20 protein-coding genes are annotated in these 20,286 nt (G+C 44.3%); 14 read left to right on the forward strand and 6 right to left on the reverse strand.

Annotation, left to right across the window (positions count from 1 at the left end; translation table 11 throughout):
- Positions 1-2 precede the first annotated feature (2 nt).
- The 4 genes from ACI882_RS14430 to ACI882_RS14445 all read left to right on the forward strand — a co-directional run bounded on the left by ACI882_RS14430 (position 3) and on the right by ACI882_RS14445 (position 2,175).
- Positions 3-443: a YcgN family cysteine cluster protein gene (locus ACI882_RS14430; RefSeq protein ID WP_411745185.1), complete on the forward strand. Its 441-nt coding sequence runs from the start codon at positions 3-5 to the stop codon at positions 441-443.
- Positions 444-459: 16 nt separating this feature from the next.
- Entirely contained in the window at positions 460-855 is a 396-nt protein-coding gene (locus ACI882_RS14435; RefSeq protein WP_411745184.1) for a hypothetical protein, read from the forward strand.
- A gap of 132 nt (positions 856-987) precedes the next feature.
- Positions 988-1,653, forward strand: a complete 666-nt coding sequence (locus tag ACI882_RS14440; RefSeq protein WP_411745183.1) for a YEATS-associated helix-containing protein — start codon at positions 988-990, stop codon at positions 1,651-1,653.
- Positions 1,654-1,797: 144 nt separating this feature from the next.
- Complete coding sequence (locus ACI882_RS14445; RefSeq protein ID WP_411745182.1) at positions 1,798-2,175, forward strand: DUF2914 domain-containing protein; 378 nt, start codon at positions 1,798-1,800, stop codon at positions 2,173-2,175.
- 117 nt (positions 2,176-2,292) lie between these two features.
- On the opposite strand, the gene ACI882_RS14450 is transcribed toward ACI882_RS14445, so the two are convergent.
- The 6 genes from ACI882_RS14450 to flgA form a co-directional block, all read right to left on the reverse strand.
- Positions 2,293-3,417, reverse strand: a complete 1,125-nt coding sequence (locus ACI882_RS14450; RefSeq protein WP_411746435.1) for a cation diffusion facilitator family transporter — start codon at positions 3,415-3,417, stop codon at positions 2,293-2,295.
- A 14-nt stretch (positions 3,418-3,431) separates the two neighbouring features.
- Positions 3,432-4,085 carry a response regulator gene (locus ACI882_RS14455; protein WP_411744644.1) on the reverse strand — a complete coding sequence of 218 codons (654 nt, stop codon included), beginning with the start codon at positions 4,083-4,085 and terminating at the stop codon, positions 3,432-3,434.
- A 414-nt stretch (positions 4,086-4,499) separates the two neighbouring features.
- Entirely contained in the window at positions 4,500-6,116 is a 1,617-nt protein-coding gene (locus ACI882_RS14460) for a hypothetical protein (protein ID WP_411744643.1), read from the reverse strand.
- 3 nt (positions 6,117-6,119) lie between these two features.
- On the reverse strand, positions 6,120-6,605 hold the full coding sequence (gene flgN / locus ACI882_RS14465) for a flagellar export chaperone FlgN (protein WP_411744642.1): 486 nt from the start codon (positions 6,603-6,605) through the stop codon (positions 6,120-6,122).
- Between the two features lie 55 nt (positions 6,606-6,660).
- Positions 6,661-6,969: a flagellar biosynthesis anti-sigma factor FlgM gene (gene flgM, locus ACI882_RS14470; protein ID WP_411744641.1), complete on the reverse strand. Its 309-nt coding sequence runs from the start codon at positions 6,967-6,969 to the stop codon at positions 6,661-6,663.
- Positions 6,970-7,062: 93 nt separating this feature from the next.
- Positions 7,063-7,872, reverse strand: coding sequence for a flagellar basal body P-ring formation chaperone FlgA (gene flgA / locus ACI882_RS14475; protein WP_411744640.1), 810 nt, complete (start codon positions 7,870-7,872; stop codon positions 7,063-7,065).
- Between the two features lie 77 nt (positions 7,873-7,949).
- On the opposite strand from flgA, the gene ACI882_RS14480 reads away from it, so the two are divergent.
- The 10 genes from ACI882_RS14480 (at position 7,950) to flgH (ending at position 19,996) form a co-directional block, all read left to right on the forward strand.
- Positions 7,950-8,915 carry a chemotaxis protein CheV gene (locus ACI882_RS14480; protein ID WP_411744639.1) on the forward strand — a complete coding sequence of 322 codons (966 nt, stop codon included), beginning with the start codon at positions 7,950-7,952 and terminating at the stop codon, positions 8,913-8,915.
- Positions 8,916-8,967: 52 nt separating this feature from the next.
- A complete protein-coding gene (locus ACI882_RS14485) occupies positions 8,968-9,795 on the forward strand; it encodes a CheR family methyltransferase (RefSeq protein WP_411744638.1) in 828 nt (275 codons plus the stop codon).
- 305 nt (positions 9,796-10,100) lie between these two features.
- Entirely contained in the window at positions 10,101-10,946 is an 846-nt protein-coding gene (locus tag ACI882_RS14490) for a zinc-dependent peptidase (RefSeq protein WP_411744637.1), read from the forward strand.
- 293 nt (positions 10,947-11,239) lie between these two features.
- Positions 11,240-11,638 carry a flagellar basal body rod protein FlgB gene (flgB, locus tag ACI882_RS14495; RefSeq protein ID WP_411744636.1) on the forward strand — a complete coding sequence of 133 codons (399 nt, stop codon included), beginning with the start codon at positions 11,240-11,242 and terminating at the stop codon, positions 11,636-11,638.
- A 2-nt stretch (positions 11,639-11,640) separates the two neighbouring features.
- Positions 11,641-12,081 (forward strand): flagellar basal body rod protein FlgC, encoded by a 441-nt coding sequence (flgC, locus tag ACI882_RS14500; protein WP_411744635.1) that lies wholly within the window; start codon positions 11,641-11,643, stop codon positions 12,079-12,081.
- Positions 12,082-12,094: 13 nt separating this feature from the next.
- A complete protein-coding gene (locus ACI882_RS14505) occupies positions 12,095-12,844 on the forward strand; it encodes a flagellar hook assembly protein FlgD (protein ID WP_411744634.1) in 750 nt (249 codons plus the stop codon).
- Between the two features lie 77 nt (positions 12,845-12,921).
- Complete coding sequence (locus ACI882_RS14510) at positions 12,922-17,301, forward strand: flagellar hook-basal body complex protein (RefSeq protein ID WP_411744633.1); 4,380 nt, start codon at positions 12,922-12,924, stop codon at positions 17,299-17,301.
- 421 nt (positions 17,302-17,722) lie between these two features.
- The gene (locus tag ACI882_RS14515; RefSeq protein ID WP_411744632.1) at positions 17,723-18,466 is read left to right on the forward strand and encodes a flagellar basal body rod protein FlgF; all 744 of its coding nucleotides are present in this window, start codon (positions 17,723-17,725) and stop codon (positions 18,464-18,466) included.
- Between the two features lie 30 nt (positions 18,467-18,496).
- Positions 18,497-19,282 carry a flagellar basal-body rod protein FlgG gene (gene flgG / locus ACI882_RS14520; RefSeq protein ID WP_411746434.1) on the forward strand — a complete coding sequence of 262 codons (786 nt, stop codon included), beginning with the start codon at positions 18,497-18,499 and terminating at the stop codon, positions 19,280-19,282.
- A 27-nt stretch (positions 19,283-19,309) separates the two neighbouring features.
- On the forward strand, positions 19,310-19,996 hold the full coding sequence (gene flgH, locus ACI882_RS14525) for a flagellar basal body L-ring protein FlgH (protein WP_411746433.1): 687 nt from the start codon (positions 19,310-19,312) through the stop codon (positions 19,994-19,996).
- Positions 19,997-20,286: the final 290 nt, after the last annotated feature.

The raw sequence follows: 20,286 nt of genomic DNA on the forward strand, positions 1-20,286 counted from the left end.
CTATGGCAGATCAAGTATTTTGGCAGAAAAAAACCTTACAGCAAATGAGCAAGTCGGAGTGGGAATCACTTTGTGACGGCTGTGGTAAGTGCTGCCTGCAAAAACTTGAAGACGAAGAAGACGATTCGGTATATTACACATCCGTCGTTTGCCAATATATGACCGATGAATGTCGCTGCTCAGAATACGAAAACCGGCAAAAATTGGTGCCAAATTGTGTTTGGTTAACCCCTGATGATGTTGATTCTTTTTTTTGGTTGCCATCGACCTGCGCTTATCGCCTCATCGCAGAAGGTAAGCCATTGCCGTCTTGGCATCCGCTTGTGTGTGGTGACCCTCAGCGAATACACGCGGTTAACGTATCGGTTACATCTTTAGATTTAGTGCGCGATCATGAGATCGCCGAAGAAGAATGGCAAAACTATGTCATTGCTCCTCAATAGTTGAAAAGGTTTTAGAATGATTTATCAAGACTTATATTGGAATGCAGCCTTGGCCTATGGTATCGGAGTTCTGGGTTTCTTAATTGTTATGTGGAAATTGAGTACCAAGCTACCATGGCGGCCGTTAGGCTGGTGGTTAATCTGGCTTTATTTATGTGTGGTGCTAACACCATGGTTTGGCACAGAGCCAGAACCTTATGTCGCCCCGATGATTATTGTTGCCGCCTTTGATTTCTTAGATTTAGGTCCTCAATCTGCCTTAGCCATGCTTTCAGGGATGGCAAAAGCCATAATTGCGGGTACCTTTGCGATAGTCGCTTTGACTATTGTGATGCGTATTCGAGCCTTGAAACAAGGCGATACCAGTGCAACAGAAGAAACTACGATGCTTGAGCCGACGGTAGAAGAGTAAAAACGTAGTGTTTTGTAACGATACTTCATGTATTACTATACATTTCTAGTCTAACTGGCTAGTCTTTTGCTTAATTTATGGTCAGGTGTCAAAAACACCTTTCTGGTAAGAATAACCTTGAGTGAGGCTTTTATGGCAAACCACATGTTTATTTTAGTCATTATTATTTTAATGGCAGGTGTTTTTGGTGGACTATTGAACTACTACATGCAAGTACAAGTAGACACTGAAAATTCGAGTATGCCCCGGTCAATTATGGGTGGTTTGGCAGGCGCTTTCTTAGTCCCAATTATCTTGTATATTGTTGGCAGTGACCTTATTGACACGAGTCTAGGCGACCCGAGTGGGTTATTGATCTTTGCTGGTTACTGTTTGATTGCGGCATGGGCAAGTCGCTACGGTATGAGTACGGTTACTCAGCGTATGAAGCAGGATGTCCAGCTAGCCAAAGATAAAGCCGAAGAAACTCTAATTGAATTGCGCTTATTACAGCGTGAATTAGAACCAATGCTCGAAATGGAAACTGAATCTGATGACAGTGGCGAGCTAAAGCCGTTAGCGCCAGAAGAAGAGTTAGATGTAACCACACAAAATGTCTTGGCTGCCTTAGGTAATGGCCGTTATATTTTCCGCTCACTAAAAGGCTTAGAAACTGAAACTAGCCTAGATGAACACACCTTATCGAAAACCTTAGGAATTGTGGTCGCACGTGATTTAGCAGGCAAAGTACTCAGTAAAAAGGGCACCCGCTGGTTTATAACTGGCAAGGGCCGTAAGTACCTAGCCGCCTCTAATTAAAGGTCTCGCCTTAGTTCAGCCGCTGTATTCATGGCGGCTATATTTCCTTTTGCTTGAAAACACCTTAATCTGGTGGTTGATGTCACATTTTTTCGGTGATCGTCTACAATGGTCATTGATTAAAACAACCCAAAAGGAATCAGCATGAAAAAAATACTCATTACCTTAATCGCGCTTTCCGCGTCAATTGCCTTCGCGGCAGATGCAGAAGTCGCCCGACACCAATTTGCTTCAGCTATTGAAAACCGTGAACCCGTCGATGCATTAACCGACGCCATGAATGTAAGCCCGCTGTTCTACTTTACTGAACTAAGTAATTTTGAAGGAACGGTTGTCACCCACCGTTGGAGTTTTAACGGCAACCAAATGGCAGACGTCACCTTCAACGTAGGTGGCCCACGCTGGCGCGTATACAGTTCTAAGCAGCTGTTACCAGAATGGGATGGAGAATGGGTCGTAGAAGTATTAGACGAAGTAGGTAGCGTAGTAGCGACTGACATGATCAATGTAGTGATTGATTGATTTTGGAACGGCTGCGTTAAGCAGCCGCTGGCTTCTAGCTTCGGGCTGCATGTAAAAGACTTTAAACATATTAAAATGTTTTGACATTATGTTTTTCCCGCAGCCCACAACCCACAACTAACCTTCTTTAAAAACCTCAACCCCCGCCAACCATTCAAACCGCTCCATCAACTCTTGAGCTATTTGCTGATGATTCTCAGGGATATCTGTGTCTTTTGCGTACAGAAGTTCAACACTCAGTTGAGTGCCCTTGTAGTGTAGATAGCAGCGTTTGTAGCCTTTAAAGTTGGTTTCTGCTAAGGCTTCTTCTAGAGGTTTACGCTTTGGCATTAATACCGTTGGTTGTTCGATGCCGTCTGGCTCAAAGTCTATGTGTAAGGTGACATCGGTAATCTCGTCGTGCTTTTTCTTGAGCTTTGCAGCGGTAAAATCATTGAGTTGGTGTGCTTCGGAGACAGTTAAATGTGGGTCAACTTGAATATGAGCATCAATAAAGACGTTGTTGCCCATTAGGCGTGTGCGGATCATGTGTACATCATCAACGGCATCAGAGGTGTACAGAGTGGAGCGGTAGGCATCAACTTTTTCAGGTATAACGCCACGGTCGGCTAAGTCTTGTGAGGCATCCCAAGTTAATTCTATACCCATTTTACCAATTAAGATCGCGACACCCAAGGCAGCTACATATTCAACAATAGGGTAGCCAGCCATGGCACCTAGAATACCGAAAAACACCACAACCGACGATAAACTATCCGATCGAGAGTGCCATGCATTGGCTTCTAGCAAGTTAGAGCGAGTTACTTTGGCGTGTTTCATTGTGTAGTGAAAAAGCGCTTCTTTACTGATGACCGATACCGCGACAGCGACTAGGGCTATCCAGTGCGGCGTAATTGATTCACCATGCCAAGCGGCCATAATATTCTCATAGCCAATTCCAATAGCCACGGCGACTAACGTAGCACCCAGTGCCACCGTACCAACCGTTTCATACCGAGCATGCCCATAAGGGTGATCTTCATCTGGCCCATGTTGTGCGAGATTACCTAAGATGAGCGCCAGAATATCGGTCGCTAGGTCACTTAAACTGTGTACGCCATCGGCAATTAGTGCGGGCGAGCGAGTTAAAAACCCCACGCTTAGTTTTAGCACAGACAATAACGCATCAACAATGGAGCAAACCCAGTTGACTCTTGTGATGGTGGCGTATCGTTCTTTATCTGAAAGCGGTGCTTGCGTCATGAAGGTTTTATTTCCTAATCGATAACGTTTAAGTATTGATTAAAAATAGCGGCTTGTGTGCGGTTATATATGCCTAATTTTCGAAATATCTCAGACACATGCGTTTTAACCGTAGTTTCTTTGATATTCAATTCAAAGGCGATCTGTTTATTTAGAAAACCTTTCGATATTAGACTTAACACATGTTGCTGCTTAGGCGTTAGTGAGCCAAGCTTTTTCATGGCATCGATATCTTCGTTAATTTCATCTTCATCAACATCGCCTTCTAAAGCAAAGTAGGCATATCCATCAAGAAGTTGCTTTAAAGCACTCACGAGAGACTCAAGCTCCATTGATTTAATGATATAACCAATTGCACCAGCAGCTTTCACTTTAAGCATTGTTTGCGGAGATTCATTAGCCGTCACCACCGCAACCGATGTTTCTGGGTGCTTTTCCCGCAACTCAATTAGGCCCATTAGGCCAACGCAGTCAGGCATTTTTAAATCGAGTAGCAGTAAATCAATATCGCCTTGATCGACACGAGCCAACGTATCTGCCAAGGTTTGCACTTGCTCAATATTGATACTCATTTCCGTTTGAGACAAAGCCTCAGCCAACGCCTGCCTGAAAAGGGGGTGATCATCTGCGATTAATACGTTCAATTGCTGAGCGAATACATTAGTCATTATAGTTTTGTGATCTCATACGTAAGACAGACTAGTGTTTTAACAGAAATCGTTTTGGAAATCGACGGATATAGGGCAAATCAGGGTGTGTAGTAGTACCAAAGGGGGAGGGGGAAGCTGTCAGCTCTCAGCTGCAAGCGATCAGTCAGTTCAAGAGCGGTTTGGTCTGTGTGTTTTTGTTTTAGAATTTGCTGACATCTGAAAGCTTGCAGCTTGTTTAGCCTTAACCCGCAGTCCGCAGTCAAAACCCGCCCCTAAACTCCAATCACCCTTGCTCGGTCGCTGCCAGTACATCCCTGTAAGCTAAGCTTCGGCATCCGTGCCTCATATTCCCGATCAAGGGCAATTGCGAGTCTAGGTGCTAACCAAGGTACCGGTTTTTAGTGTTGAACCCGCAGCTAGCAGCCCGCAGCCTTAAACATTCTTCACCTTCTTAAGCTTTGCATTCTCATCTTCTAGCTTATTAATATTCATCAGTAAGCTTTGAGTATCTGATATAAATTGCTGAAGCAGTTCTTCCATCTCTAAGAGGTCTTCGTTACTGCCGATGGATTGGCGTAAATCATCTTCGTTGGGTGTTTTTGAGACATTTTCTAGGCGGGCAGTGAGTTCGTCTAGTTCTGCTTCGAGCTGTTGAATAATGGTTTCTGACTCTTTCAAGTAGCCTTCAAGTTTGGTTACTTCATCGCTGTGTTGCTGGCTGAGGGCTTCTTCATCGCCACCATCGCGCAGCTGGTTCATGATGTTTTTAATGTTACTAACACCGTCCTTTTGACCTTTTTGTGTTTCACTTAAGCCGCTCATCTTGTTTTGCAGTGCTTTAGATTTGTGTTTGGCGAGCTTGCCTTCGAGCATGGATACTTCTTCTTGGCTTGTCTCAAGTGCCGATTCCATTAGTACAATACATTGTTCACTTTCTTTAAAAAGTTTTTCAAGACGTAGTATTTCCGCTTCTAAGTCTTGAATGGTGTCATCTAGGTTTTCTCCACTTTGCAGTTGCAATATGGATGCGCGGATAATACCTAGGGCGTCGCTTTGCTCGCTGTTTTTACTAGATAGGTCTGCCAGAGCTTGCTTGTTGTCTTGTTTAGATGAAGTACCACTGCCAGCCGCTGGCAATACTTGTGCATTAAGCTTTGTAATTTCGTCCTGCGCTGCTTGCAGCTCTTTTTCATAGAGACCAATGGATATATCGGCGCTTTTTATGTATTGCTCCATATTCGCCAGTTGATTTTCGAGCAAGCCGTTTAAATCTTCACTGGTTAAGTCTTCACCGGAAAGTAGTTCAAGCTTTAGTTTGTTTATGGCTTCGTGCAAATCAAAGTTATCGCACTTGAGTCGATACAGCTCATCAGCGTAGCGACCAGAAGTGGGTGCTTCCAGAGGGTTTTCAGTTGGGGTGTTTATAGACTTAATGTCTTCAAGCTCAGACTTTAAATGCTCGATCATAGTCGTTGCTTCGTCGAGTTGACGTTGGCTGTCTTCTAAATCATTTTCAAGCTGACCGGTATAGCGTTCTTCCTCGGCATTTTCTTTTTTGAGCGCACGTTGCTCTTCGGAATTAAGCGATGCTTCTGTTAAGCGAGTAATGGTTTCATTGGCCATTTCTTGCCAGGTTGACTCATCAATATTGCCGCTTAATAGCTCCTTTTCTAGCTCTAGTATTCGCATTCTTAACCATTGGCTAGGTTCATCAAATTCTAACGAGCTATCTAAACTATGTGATCGAGGGTGTGCTTCCGTTAGCGTTGCAATTCGGGCTTCTAGTTGCTCGGGGATGGTTTTGCCTGCACTTTTAGCGCTAGTCTCAACCGTCTCAACTTTTTCCAATAATTCTTTATTGGTTGCGCGCAATGCAGCGAGCTCTTTACGTTTTTGTTGCTCGCGACGATGTTTTTCAAAGCGCATTTCCTTTAACAAGGCAATTAAAACATTTAATAGCCGACTCTTATAAAATAGGAAAACGTTGATGATGATATACACCACCAAGAACTCTCCCAAAATAAAGAGTGTTAAAGGTTCAATATACATCGGCTATACCTGCTCAACCCAACCGAGGGGTTGACCCGCCTGCTTGGCGCCATTGCGACCATAGGTATTGCCGTAGCGGCCCACATTATTGATCAGGGTTTGTTTGATCTTATTTCTGCGCATAAGCTCCGTCAAAATAGCTTCGTTGGTTTTATTCAACGCTTGGCTTTTAATGAGTGCATTTTTAAGTTTAGTCCAATCTTGTAAAATATGTTCAGCTTGCTCTATACCAGTACGATACAAGTAAGATCGGAGGGAGCCATAACTTGGGTCTATGCCCACAGTTTGGCAAAAACCAAGAATAGATTGTTGGTGGGTTGTCAGTAACGCGGTTAATTTTTCTTTATCGTGGAGAAGGGCGGTTACCGATTCAAGCTCTTTTGAGGTAAGTTGTTTCTTTTCTTTCTCCAATAATTCATTAAATTCTTGAGCTAACAACACAGAGGCGTCAAGCGTCTCTTGTAATCGAGTCAGAAGTTGCGTTTCCATAGTCACTGCCTTTGTTATGGACTGCCCGTTGGCACCCCTTAGCAGTGATCAGGTATTACAACCCTGATTCGAAGCGACGGAAGGCGTCAGCGAGCTTGTCGAAGTCGATCTTGTATTCGCCATTGCTCAAAGCATTGCGAATGCGGTCAACTTTGTCCTGATCAACGTCCGGCATACTCTGAATACGGGTTTCAACCGCTTTCATTACACGGGCTTTGTCGGAAAGTTGTACCACATCTTCTGAAGATGCAGATTCCGTGCCATTGCCGCTTTTTTGAGAAGCAACACCGTTAGAGCTTTGACTCTGTCGGGTTTTGTTAGGGTCGACTTGTGTGGGGGTCGGTCCATTAATATTAATAGGCATTGCTTTGTCCTCTCTAAATATATTTATCTGTAGGTGTTAACGGCACAATGACCAGAAACTTTAGGCTTTTTGTTAAAAATATTCGAATATTAATTAAATTTCCGATTTCCGGGTAGTTATTGAACCTTTTTTGTTGATCCAGCCTTTAATAGTTTCCTTCGAAGATAAGTTTCTAACGGGTATTTGCTCGCCATAGCGGCCAGATCTTAATGCCTCGCCGGTAGCCGTGACGCGAATTGCCCCAGAACTTGAGACTATTGTCACCCAATCGCCCTTATTTACCAAATATGGAGGCTCTGCAACATAACTGGTGAGCACTAGCCCTGGTTTTAATGTCCTACGTGCCGTGAAACCCAGCACTTCAGCTATACTGTGAAAATAACCTGTTTTAAGCGAACCAAGGTCGGCTCGTTGTATTTTTACTTGGCTTGCTTGAAGAGTTGCCCCACGAGAAATTGGTTCCGCCGTGACGACAACATTAGCAAACACCTCGACTTGGTAAGACAAGTAAGCCGACCAATTTGGGTTTGCACAAATTAGTTTACCAGATAATCGGCCAACGACTCGCTGACCTTGAGTTTGGAACTGTAAATCATCACATTGCTTTGAGCTTATGGTTTGGTGTAATGGCATAGCCGTCACAACTATATCGTCCAAAGGAACCTCTGGGTGAGCAATGGAGGCGGCTTCTTTGGCTGTTTTATCAATGAGTGCATAGATATCTTCCGATATATCTAGTGAATAACACAATGCAGGTAAGCCAGCGATAAGCGCTAAAACAAACACTTTAAGTAATTTTGACAGTAAAGAGGGTAATGTTTTTCGAAGGTAGGCCGATAACCCAAAAAAATATTGGTTTAAACGGTTGTTAGCTTGGAATAGCCGTCTATGCTTAATAATCATATAGAGTCAGATTTCTGGCGCCATTGTGTGTATTAATTCAACTGCAATTGCTGTGCCTGATTGAAACGGAGTAAATTATGGCCGGAGTAATGGAAAGTGTTGACCAACGAACGCAATTGGTTGGTCAAAATAGATTAGAACTTTTACTGTTTCGCCTTCAAGGTGAGCAAATATATGGCATCAACGTCTTTAAAGTTAAAGAAGTATTGCAGTGCCCAAAGCTGACCCATCTACCCAAAAGCAGTGCAGTGGTTAGAGGCGTAGCCCATATTCGTGGCGGCACTATTCCCATCTTAGATTTGAGCTTAGCAACGGGAAACCCACCACTGGGCGATATTCAGGACCACTTTGTCATTATTACTGAATATAATATTCGCATTCAAGGCTTCTTAGTTTCAGGTGTTGAGCGAATTATTAACATGAACTGGGAAGATATTCAGCCGCCACCAAAAGGCACAGGACATGAGCATTACCTTACAGCAGTGACGAAATACAATGATCAACTGGTTGAAATTATTGATGTTGAGAAGATTTTAGCCGAAGTATCGCCTATGAACGAAGATGTTTCTGAAGAATTAATTACAGAAGAAATAGCGGCACAAGCGCCCAATTTACAAATTATGATCGCCGATGACTCCAAAATTGCTCGCAAACAAATTACCAAAACCCTAGAGAAAATTGGCTTTTCGGTAGTTGCCTTTAACGATGGCAAAGAAGCGTGGGATCATCTTAAAAGTTTGGTTGACCAAGGGATACGGCCATCGGACCGTTACCCAGTGTTAATTTCTGATATTGAAATGCCCGAGATGGATGGCTATACCTTAACCGCCGAAATACGTAATAACCCACAACTGAACGATATGTATATTGTGTTACATACATCCTTAAGTGGTGTCTTTAACAAAGCAATGGTCAGCAAAGTAGGAGCCGATGATTTCTTAGCCAAATTCCAACCTGATATGCTTGCGCAAGTTGTAATTGAGCGTATTACTAATCTCGGCGTTAAAGTACCAATCGACGTTGAAGAAGCATTAAAAAGTTAAATAGGCGAGTAGTTTTTTGTGCCATTAATAATTAAAGAGAGTTAAAGCACATATGTCAGATATGACAGAAGGATACGATGAATTTTGCGCCTATTTAGAGAAATACAGCGGAATTTTCTTAGGAGCAAACAAGCAATATTTGGTCTCAAGCCGTTTGCGCAAGCTCATGGCTGAGCACAAATTATCGAATCTGCATGACCTTATTAAGACTATTGATCGACCTGGTCAAAATAAGTTAAAAACAGAAGTCATTGATGCCATGACAACAAACGAAACGCTTTGGTTTCGTGATAATCATCCATACCGAATTTTGGAAGAGGTTCTCTTACCTGAATTTTATGGGCGTAAACCAGCAAGGCCTATGCGGATATGGTCAGCTGCGTGTTCAACAGGGCAAGAACCGTACTCAATGTCGATGATCATAAATGACTATAAGGCTAAAAACCGTGTGTTTGCCAGCGGTGAACGAATAATCGCCACCGATATTTCACCCTCAGCACTTGAACAAGCGAAATCAGGAGAATACGCCAGCCTTGCAATTGGACGAGGGCTTGATCCTACGCGACTGAAAAAGCATTTTTCTGAAATAGACGGTGGGCGATTCAAGATAGACCCAAAAATAGCCGCCATGATCGACTTCAAGCAACTTAACCTACAAGATAGTTATGCCATGCTCGGTAAGTTTGATGTGATATTCTGCCGTAATGTGCTTATCTACTTTACCGGAGACTTCAAAAAAGACATTCTCACCCGAATCCACTCAATTCTTAACCCCGGTGGTTATCTGATGGTCGGCGCTTCGGAAGCAGTCAATGGACTATCCGATTTATATGAAATGGTGCACTGTCGGCCGGGTATTATTTATCGGAAAAAAAGCTAGAAGCTTTTTTAGCTGCAAGTTTATAGCTGCAAGCTGCGAGTAAGGTCAAAAGAAAAACCACATCCAGTACCAACCCGTTTTTTTTAGGAGCGTTCGGAGCTTGCGTAGACGCGAAGGTTGGTTTTGGGCTTCGGGCCGCGGGCTTCGTGTAAGGTCAAAAGAAAAACCACATCCAGTACCAACCCGTTTTTTGTAGGAGCGTTCGGAGCTTGCGTAGACGCGATGGGCGTTATTGAGCTTTTGTCGTTATCAAACTTGCCTTTCATACGTTATTATTCGTTTAACTAACTTTTAGGGTGCGTCCTTTGGCTAACTTTTTTTCAGCATTGCTTTCTTTTTTCGGGCTTGGTCACAAGACCTTGCCGCCTGATCATCAAACTGTTTGGCAATTAAAATGGTCTAAATACTTAGAGCGTACGGTTAATTATTATCAAAACCTTAATTCTGAAGACAGAGTTGTTTTTGAGAAACGTATTTTATTATTTTTGCACACCACTCAGGTTGAAGGCGGTGTCGATGTTGAAGTAACCGATGAAGATAAGCTGCTTGTCGCCTCCAGCGCGATCATTCCGGTTTGGGCGTTTCCTAAATGGCACTATTTTAATTTGAAAGCTGTTTATTTATTACCTACTTTATTTAATGCAAACTTTGTCTGTGGCGAGCCTGATTCCCTAATATCCGGCATGGTAGGCACCGGCCCGATGGCAGGTAAGCTCGCATTAAGCAAACCTCACTTGCACCAAGGTTTCATGAATGCCAGAGATAAGCAAAATGTAGGCATTCATGAATTTGTGCACCTTATTGACATGGCTGATGGGCAATGTGATGGTTTTCCAGAGCGTCTAAAAGAATATTCCTACGCAATCCCTTGGTTTGAGTTCGTCCGCAAAAAAATAGCCGATATCCATAACAATACCAGCAACATCAGAGATTACGGCGCCACCAATAACGCCGAATTCTTCAGCGTTGCTAGTGAATACTTTTTTGAAAGACCCAAAATGCTCCAAAAAAAGCACCCCCAACTCACCAAAGAACTAGAACAGTTCTACCAACAAAGCGTAGTAGAGCTCGCCAACGACAAAAAATACAGCCGAAACGGCCCATGCCCCTGCGGCAGCAACAAAAAGTACAAACGTTGTTGTGGGGGGTAAAGAAAGCTGCAAGTTTTTAGCTGCAAGTTGTGAGTAAGGTCAAAAGATGTAAGTCGCTGCATGTTTTGGGCTGCGTGCTGCGGGTTTAAAAATAAAAATATACGTGATTAGTTCTGGGTAATAAACGAACCACTGTGTTACACGCAGCCCGTAGCCAGCAGCTTCTTTCCCCTCCTTGCCGCTCTTCCTCCGCTTATTTCTCCTAACCCCTTGATATATAACGATAAATAAAGTTGGCACCGCGTTTGCACTATCTAGTTTATATATAGGAAAAGCGGAAAAAGGGGAAAGACATGTCGGCTTTAGGTTTTACTAACTCATTAGGTATTCATGATAACGCGCTGCTGGTTCGTTCTGACCGGTCGTCTGTATTGGCGAATAACCTAGCTAACGCTGATACCCCTGGATTTAAGGCTCGCGACATTGACTTTAAAGCTATTTTAGCCGGTGAAGTACAACGCTCTTCGAGTTTAGGCGTTAGCAAAACCGATTCCGCACATATCCCTGGCCGTGAAAACGAAGGTTGGGAACAGCTTTACCGCACCCCATTACAGCCTTCAATAGACGGCAACACTGTTGATGAAAACGTTGAGAATACGGCATTTACTGGCAACGCCATGCAGTACAACTCAAGTTTTGAATTTTTAAATCGTAAGTTCACTGGCTTAACTGGCGCAATTAGAGGCGAATAATTATGAGCTTAGGTAACATTTTTGACATATCTGGTTCAGGCATGAACGCACAGTCTATTCGCTTAAATACCACAGCGAGTAACATGGCCAATGCGCAATCGGTGAGTTCGAGTATTGAAGATACATACCGCGCCCGTAAGCCTATTTTTCAGCAGTTGCACTCATCCTATATTGACCGAGATTTAGTGCCTGTCGATTTAGCACACGACGTCGGCCAAGGCGTAAAAGTTCAAGCCATAGTTGAAAAACAAGACCCGTTAGATATTCGCTTTGACCCCACACACCCAATGGCTGATGAAGATGGTTATGTTTATTACCCGAACGTAAATGTTGTCGAAGAAATGGCCGATATGATGTCCGCGTCGCGCTCCTTTACCGTCAACGTAGAAGTCTTTAATACCGCCAAAACGTTGATGCAAAAAACGTTAACGTTGGGTAAATAGGAGTAGCTAAGTCATGACAGATATTAACAACGTTACCAATACCCTTGGCACCAATTACAGCAAAGAGCGTAACGAGACTGAAACTAAATCTGGTGGTGAGCTTGGTAAAAGTGAGTTTTTAGAGCTCATGATTGCGCAGTTGAATAACCAAAACCCACTTGAACCACAAGATAATGGGCAGTTTATTGCAGAGCTTGCGCAATTCTCAACTGTTGAAGGCATTCAGAATATGTCGGCCGGTTTTGAAGATTTGGCCGTGTCTTATAAGTCATCTCAAGCTTTACAAGCCAGCGCGTTAGTTGGTGGAGCCGTTACGGTTGATGGTAATACCTCAAGTTCATTAAGGCATGGCGAATTAGTTTTTGGTATGGCTGATATTCCCGCAGCAACCGATGGCCTTACCCTGCAAATTACCAATGATACCGGGCAAATTATAGAAAGCGTCGCCTTAGGTTATCAGCCAAATGGAGAATTGAGTTTTAAATGGGACGGCGCGAATTTAGAAGTTAATGGGAAAATTGCTGACGTTGATTACGATAAATTCGAAACCGACGAAAACGGCAATATTATTCCGCATGCCGCAGGTGACTACAAATTCCAAATAAGCGGCAACGTGCTTGGCCAGAACCAAGTATTCGATACCAGCATGTCGCAGCGTGTTGATTCGGTCACCATAAAAGACAACAACAATATTCAATTAAACTTGGCCGGTGGTGGTACAGCAACCATGGCACAAGTGAAACAAATTAACGCAGTGTACTAATAGAAATTAAAGTCATTCCCAATGTATTGGGAATTTTCACCCGCTAACCCGGGAATGACATAGAAGAGGGTCAGTTTATGAGTTTCGGAGCAGGATTAAGCGGCGTCGCCGCAGCCAACAAAGACTTAAGCATCACCGGTAATAATATTGCCAACGCAAGCACCACCGGTTTTAAAGCCAGCCGTGCGGAATTTGGCGATGCCTACACCACCTCCATTATGGGCATGGGCCAAGACCCAATCGGTTCAGGTGTTAACGTAAACAATGTTGGTCAAAAATTTGAGCAAGGTAATATTTCTCAAACCAATTCAGTGCTCGACTTAGCCATAGACGGCAATGGTTTTTTTGTAACCGAATACCCAAATAACACAGTGACCTATACTCGCTCAGGTATTTTCCATGTTAACAAGCAAGGTTTTATTGAAAGTAACCAAGGCGCTAGACTGCAAGGTTATGGGGTAAACCAAAACGGGATTGTTTCTGGCATATTGCAAGACATGCGCGTAGACGCAGGCAACCAACCACCACGCGGCACACACGGTATTCAATCCCAGGTGAACGTACCAGCGGGTGCGCAAGTGTTGCAGCAAGAAGGTTTACGTACGCAGACTAATGGCTTGGCTGTGGGGGTGGCGCAGGCTGGACCAGCTGAGGATATTACGACGACTCTTGAATCAATTGGTATTCCGACAACAGCGGGAACTCCCTCTCAAATAGTTGGTGGTACGATTGGTTACTCAGGAGCCTCTCCAGGTATTGCGTTTCCTTGGCAACCAAACTCTTCAGAAGCAGCATCGACCTTGGACTTTACTTTACAAGGACCCAATATTAATGATGGATTGTCTCCATTAACTGTCACGATACAACCCTTTTCAGATTCCATTATTTATGATGATGTAGATGATTTGGTTTCCTCAATAAATGCGAATATAAATGGGGACCCGAATCTTGCAGGTAAAGTACAAGCCGTTGCCAACAGCATTGGAGGTATAACTTTTGAAACAGCAGGTACCTACGCCACAGACGGCACTGCAATTATTGATATTTTGAATAACGTTAATAATTTGTCCGATCCTAACTTTTTAAATTTTGGCGCGCATGGCATTACACTAGCGGGCGATTCGGCCTCTGGTTTGAATATAACCGCTGTTGCAACACCGTCAGAATTAACCAGTCGACGTGATTTAAACTCGCTAGATTCTGTCGTCAATTATTTTGATGGAGCATCCGTTGCCGGTCAAAATATGGTATACAACGTTAATGTAGGCGGGACGGTTTATTCAAATGAAACTTTTACTTTTAACCCGGCAGGCTATGTAACCCAAGCTGCTTTTGTTGCGGATTTAAATGGTAGTTTGTCTGCAGGGTTAGCAGCTGAAGGCTCTTTTGCACTCAACGCAAACAGACTTGAGTTTGTAGCTAACGGTAACCCTGGACCAAATAACATTTCTATTACTTCAGTTGCAGCTGGTACGACCAGTACTATTGGTATGAATGAACTAGGTATGACAGCAAGTTCAGCATTCACGCCAATTCAAACTCTAGGGCAAGATCCAAATAATCAATTGGATATCTCTATAGACGGCGGCGCGGCGATAACCTTAACCCTAGCTGGAACTAATCATGCAGATGCAGATGCACTAGTTGCAGATATTAATTTGCAAATATCTGGCAGTGCTGCAAATGGTTTGGTTCAGGCTTATCATGTTGGAGGCGTATTGCATTTTACGCGACTAGATGCAACCGCATCGGGTGATACGCTTACCGTCGTTTCAACGCCCCCAATGTCAGCAGAGGGGTATTTAGGTATTGGTGCACCAGATACATATATAACGCCAGATCGTCAGTCACCTGTTGCAGGAACAGACCTATTTGCCAACAATGGTTTTATAGACCTAACCAGTGATCCTGGAGCAAATGCGACGGTACAAGGCAACAATACAACGGGCTTAACGTTTACAGATTTAGTTCCAGGAACGTCCACGCAGTTAACGGGATCGTCAGGGCTGCTAGGTACAATTGCAGCAGCAGATGCTGGGCTAGCGATTAACTTTACAATAAACTTAGGAGGTGATTCTCAACCCGGTACTTTACTCGTGCCAGTTGGTGGGTGGGTTGATGTAAACGCGCTTGCTACTGATTTAGAAGCAGAAATTAACGCTCAGTATGGTGGAAACTATGGTCCAAATGCGGTTACCGTTTCTACGGATGCGTCAAGCCGTCTAGTCATTACCTCTAATGACATGGGCATAGGGCCTCAAAATATTTCACTAACGCCTGACCCTTCCGCTGCGGCAACGAGTGTCGTTAACTTTAATATAGCGACGACCTCTATTCCTGTTCCTACTGTGGTTTTAGGTAACCCAGATGTGCCATTAGATAACCAAGTGCATATAAGTATTGATGGCGGCCCTCAGCAACGATTGACGATTCCACAAGGCACATATTCGTCGAATAACGAACTCGTAACTCAAATTAATAGTTTGATAGCGTCTAACCCGACATTGTCTGGTGAAGTAACAGCAAGCCATGTAAATGGGCGACTCATCTTTGAGCGGGCAGATACGGGTGCATTCCCAATGGATATTGATGTAACGGGAACCACTGCATCGCTTGACAACTTTGGCTTTACGAGTACCACCAAAACATTAGGTGAAGATCCTATTGATAGAACGCATTCCTTCCGAGTGAACCTATCTGTGCCATTGCCTGATGAAGAGGGTCGTTCTGGTTCGGTCGCTATTTCACTTGAAGAGGTTGTTTATTCCGTCGATCAATTGGCGGCAGCAATCAACCGTGAGCTTGCTGCAGTGCCAGAAGACGATTACATAGGTGTCCGCGCAGTAGTCGCTAGAGATGCCTTAGACAATGAAGTACTTCAATTCTTGGCAACAGAAGGCGGAGAAGCTTCACAAATATCTATAACTAATATTCAAGCACCTGGTGACGATTTAGACGTAAGTGCATTGCATGCACTTCTGCAATCAGATCAATACGAGGCCGAGTTGCTCACCATTGGCGAACCTGAAGTCACCAACGGATATCCAGAACAAAGCTTGGTGATCTACGATGAAGAGAACGATGAGCGCACCAATGTAACCATTGCAGAAGGCACACAAGCGTCGCAAATTGCGAGTCAATTAAGTGCCTATGCCGGTGTAACCGCGATTGCTGAAACTAACCTAACGTTACGCGCTGAAGATTATGTTAATGGCGGCGATATGGAGCTGTTTGTTAACGGGCAAGTCATTACCGCTAACGATTTCCAAGGCATCGTTGACGAAATCAACAGTTATTCAGGCACGTCGCTTAACAGTATTAGTGCTGAGTTGAATTCAGATACCGGTAATATTGAAATAACCTCGTCAATTGGTATCGACATTTCAATTGCAATTGAATCGCCAAACTCTCTCGATGGCTTGACCATTCAAGGTAACACCAGCACAGCGCCCATTACCTTAGGTCGCGGTGTTGATGCTGAGATGAATGCCAAAGTAGGGGGTGTGGTTGATATTGTTCTAAACAAAGGCTTTACCATGATCGAGCCTGATCCACGAGTAGCCGGTCTATTTAACGGCTTAAGCGAATCAAGTTTTGAACCTTATGTATTGAACCGCTTTGATCCTAACGATCCAGAGTCGTACAACGAAACGGCATCGCTTTCTATCTACGATTCGTTAGGTAATCAGCACCAGTTACAAATGTACTATGTTAAAGACCCAGATGACCCGGTGCGTCCGCAAGCTCTAAACAGCTGGACCGTGTATGCGTTGATTGATGGTGAGCCGGTAGGTGACCCTGATGCATCGCTACCGTTCCCAGAAAATATAGAGCCAACACAGGCGAACTTTAAGCTGTACTTTAATGCAGACGGTACCGTAGATGAAGAAAACACCGGTGAATTCTTAATTTCAAACTGGGACCCTGTTGATGAAAGCGGTAGTGGTAATGGTGCTTATACATCGCTGAATGTAGCCGAAGGTGGCAGCATTCCTATCCCAGACCCGAACACAAACTCGAACTTCGTGATTGGCTTTGACGGCACCACGCAATACGGTGGCCCATTTGCCCGCTACGACTTTCAACAAGACGGTTATGCCAGTGGTCGATTAAAAGACTTAGAAATAGCCGACGACGGTACCATATTTGCCCGCTACACCAACGGCGAAGCACAGGTGTTAGGCCAGGTAGCACTCGCATCGTTTGTGAATATGGAAGGCTTAACACCAGTAGGGCAAACCGAATGGCAAGAAAGCTTTGAATCAGGCGACGCCACCATCGGTGAGCCTGGAACAGGGTTACTAGGCACATTACGATCCGCCGCGCTCGAAGACTCGACCGTCGACCTATCGGAACAGCTAGTTCACTTGATCATCGCACAGCGGAACTACCAAGCCAGTGCGAAGACCATTGAAACAGCCAACGCCGTGACGCAGACGATTATTAATTTGAGGTAATAAAAGCGGTTTAAGGCTTCGGGTTTAAACATGAACTTCAAGACCGGTTAGCTTGTTGCCTTTATCGAACTTGTAGGAGTCTTCGGAACGCAGTGGAGAGACGATGGTGCGGCACCAAACTATCGCGTCTTTGCTTTGCGACGAGCGCTCCTACATTGTTGGATGAACGATTGCCTAAAGGGCAACCGTTCACCGCTTTTAACCGCTATTTCTTACCGCTACAAGGCTTAAGAGCTCAGTTTTTTCTATTGATTTATTATACTTTTAAATAAATCTACTCCCTCCAAAGACCATAAAACCCCTTATTAATCAGTAACCTGCAGCCCGAAGCCCGCAGCTCGTAGCCAAAATTTCCCAAAAGGAAATTTTCTGGCACACCTTTCGCATTACCCTATACAAAGCAACACATTAGGACTACAAAATGGATCGTGCAGTATATATTGCGATGACCGGTGCGAAGAACAATATGCTTTCGCAGACCTCTCATTCAAACAACTTAGCGAATGCTCGTACTTATGGCTTTAAGGCCGATTGGGCTCAAGCTCGTGCGATCCCGGTGTGGGGTGAGCATCACCCGTCTCGTGCTTTTGCGCTCACCGAACGTCCTGCTTCCGATTTTAACGATGGCGCATTAATTGAAACTGGAAATGAATTAGACACTGCTATCACTGGCGATGGTTTTTTCTCTATCCTTGATGCAAATGGCCAAGAAGCTTATTCACGCCGTGGTGACTTTTCGGTCACACCCTTAGGTGAGTTAATCAACGGCAGTGGCCAGCAAATTATAGGAGAGGGCGGCCCCATTGTATTGCCGCCTTATCAACGCGTAGAAATTGGCACTGATGGTGTGATTTCAATCCGCCCACCGGGTGCTGGTCCTCAGGGTATGGTCGCGGTTGATGCGTTGAAAATTGTTAATCCAGAATTACAAACCTTTGAAAAAGGCACCGATGGTTTATTTAGACCTTCCGAAGGTCCCGCGATACTTCCGGCCGATCCATTAATGACCGTCGTCACCGGTTTTGTTGAGGGTAGTAACGTCAATTCGGTTGCTGAGCTCACCAATATTTTGTCACTTAATCGACAATACGAAACGCAAGTGAAGATGATGAAAACAGCTGACGATATGTCGCGCTCATCTGAACGTGTGTTACAGATGAGTTAATCACCAACCTAATAGTAGGAGTAAATTATTATGATGAAAGCACTTTGGGTTGGTAAAACCGGCTTAGAAGCACAAGATATTTCGCTATCGACCATATCTAACAATATGGCGAACGCCTCAACGACCGGTTATAAAAAAGAGCGCGCTGTCTTCGAAGATTTAATTTATCAAGTTCAGCGGCAGCCGGGCGCGCAAAGTTCTCAAAATACTCAACTGCCATCTGGTTTGCAGCTAGGCACTGGGGTTCGAACTGTAGGCACGCAAAAAATGTTCACCGCAGGTGATTTAAACATGACCGAGCAGCCATTAGATATGGCGATAAACGGGCGTGGTTTTTTTCAAATTTTAATGCCCGATGGCAACATCAGTTACACCCGCGATGGTACCTTTCACCTAGATTCAGAAGGTAACGTGGTGACCGCAAACGGTTATCCGCTAGAGCCGAACATTCAAGTGCCCGAGCAAACCAAAACCATCACCGTAGGCACAGATGGCATAGTATCAGCGGTTTCAGAAGGCGATACCATACCCGAAGAAATTGGCAATATTGAAGTTATCGACTTCGTGAATAACGCAGGCTTACAAGCGATTGGTAATAACCTTTACTTAGAAACCGCTGCCAGTGGAGCGCCCGCAGCCGGTGTACCCAGTTTGGACGGTTTTGGTTCTATTATTCAAGGTGCGTTAGAGAACTCGAACGTAACTATCGTTGAAGAAATGGTCGACATGATCGCTACCCAGCGAGCCTATGAAATGAACTCAAAAGTCGTTAGTACTGCCGATCAAATGCTTGGCTTTATTACGTCGAATTTATAGTAAAAAATAGTATGCGAGGCAAATATTATGACTCACTTTAATAAACTTTTTATCTTGCTAATCACCTTAGCGTTAAGTGCCTGCGGTGGGATGCAAATATCTTCACTGCCTCAGGCCGCTAAGCCAGGTGACCCAGATTTTGCGCCCGTACCTTCAGATTCATTACGTCCGCCGCCAAATGCAGGTGGTTCGTTATTTGTCGATAACTATGGCATGAGTTTATACGGCGATAAAAAAGCCCGTCGTGTGGGCGATATTATTACGGTCGTACTATCAGAAAGCACACAAGGTAAAAAATCATCACAATCTAAAACCAGCAAATCATCAAGTGCCAGCTTAACCGCGCCAGTAATTGGAGGTGCATCTATTGATGCATTGAGTGGCAGTTTGGGTGGTGATCGAGAATTTAGCGGTAAAGGCGACGCCGACCAATCGAACTCATTAAGCGGCAATATCACTGTGACGGTATCAGAAGTTTTGCCCAATGGCGTATTAAGAGTACGCGGTGAAAAATGGATAACCTTAAACACTGGCGCTGAGTTTATTCGTATTCAAGGCATGTTGCGCCCAGATGACATTAACTTAGACAATACCGTAGAAAGCCAAAAACTAGCCGATGCCCGTATCACTTACAGTGGCGCAGGGGCCGTAGCCAGTGCAGCGCAACAAGGTTGGTTAAGTGCATTCGTAAATTCGAAATGGTTTCCATTTTAATATATTCGAATAAAACGCTAATTCTAAACGTATCGAAAACTGAGGATTGGCCAAAGGGTTTTGTAGGAGTCTTCGCAACGCAGTGGAGAGACGATGGTTTGGCACCATGCAATCGCGTCTCCGCTTTGCTTCGAGCGCTCCTACAGACGGTGGTATTGATTTATTTGTAGGAGTCTTCGCAACGCAGTGGAGAGACGATGGTTTGGCACCATGCAATCGCGTCTCCGCTTTGCTTCGAGCGCTCCTACAGACGGTGGTATTGATTTATTTGTAGGAGTCTTCGCAACGCA

Source organism: Reinekea sp., from assembly GCF_046710285.1.
In the GTDB taxonomy this organism is placed as follows: domain Bacteria; phylum Pseudomonadota; class Gammaproteobacteria; order Pseudomonadales; family Natronospirillaceae; genus Reinekea.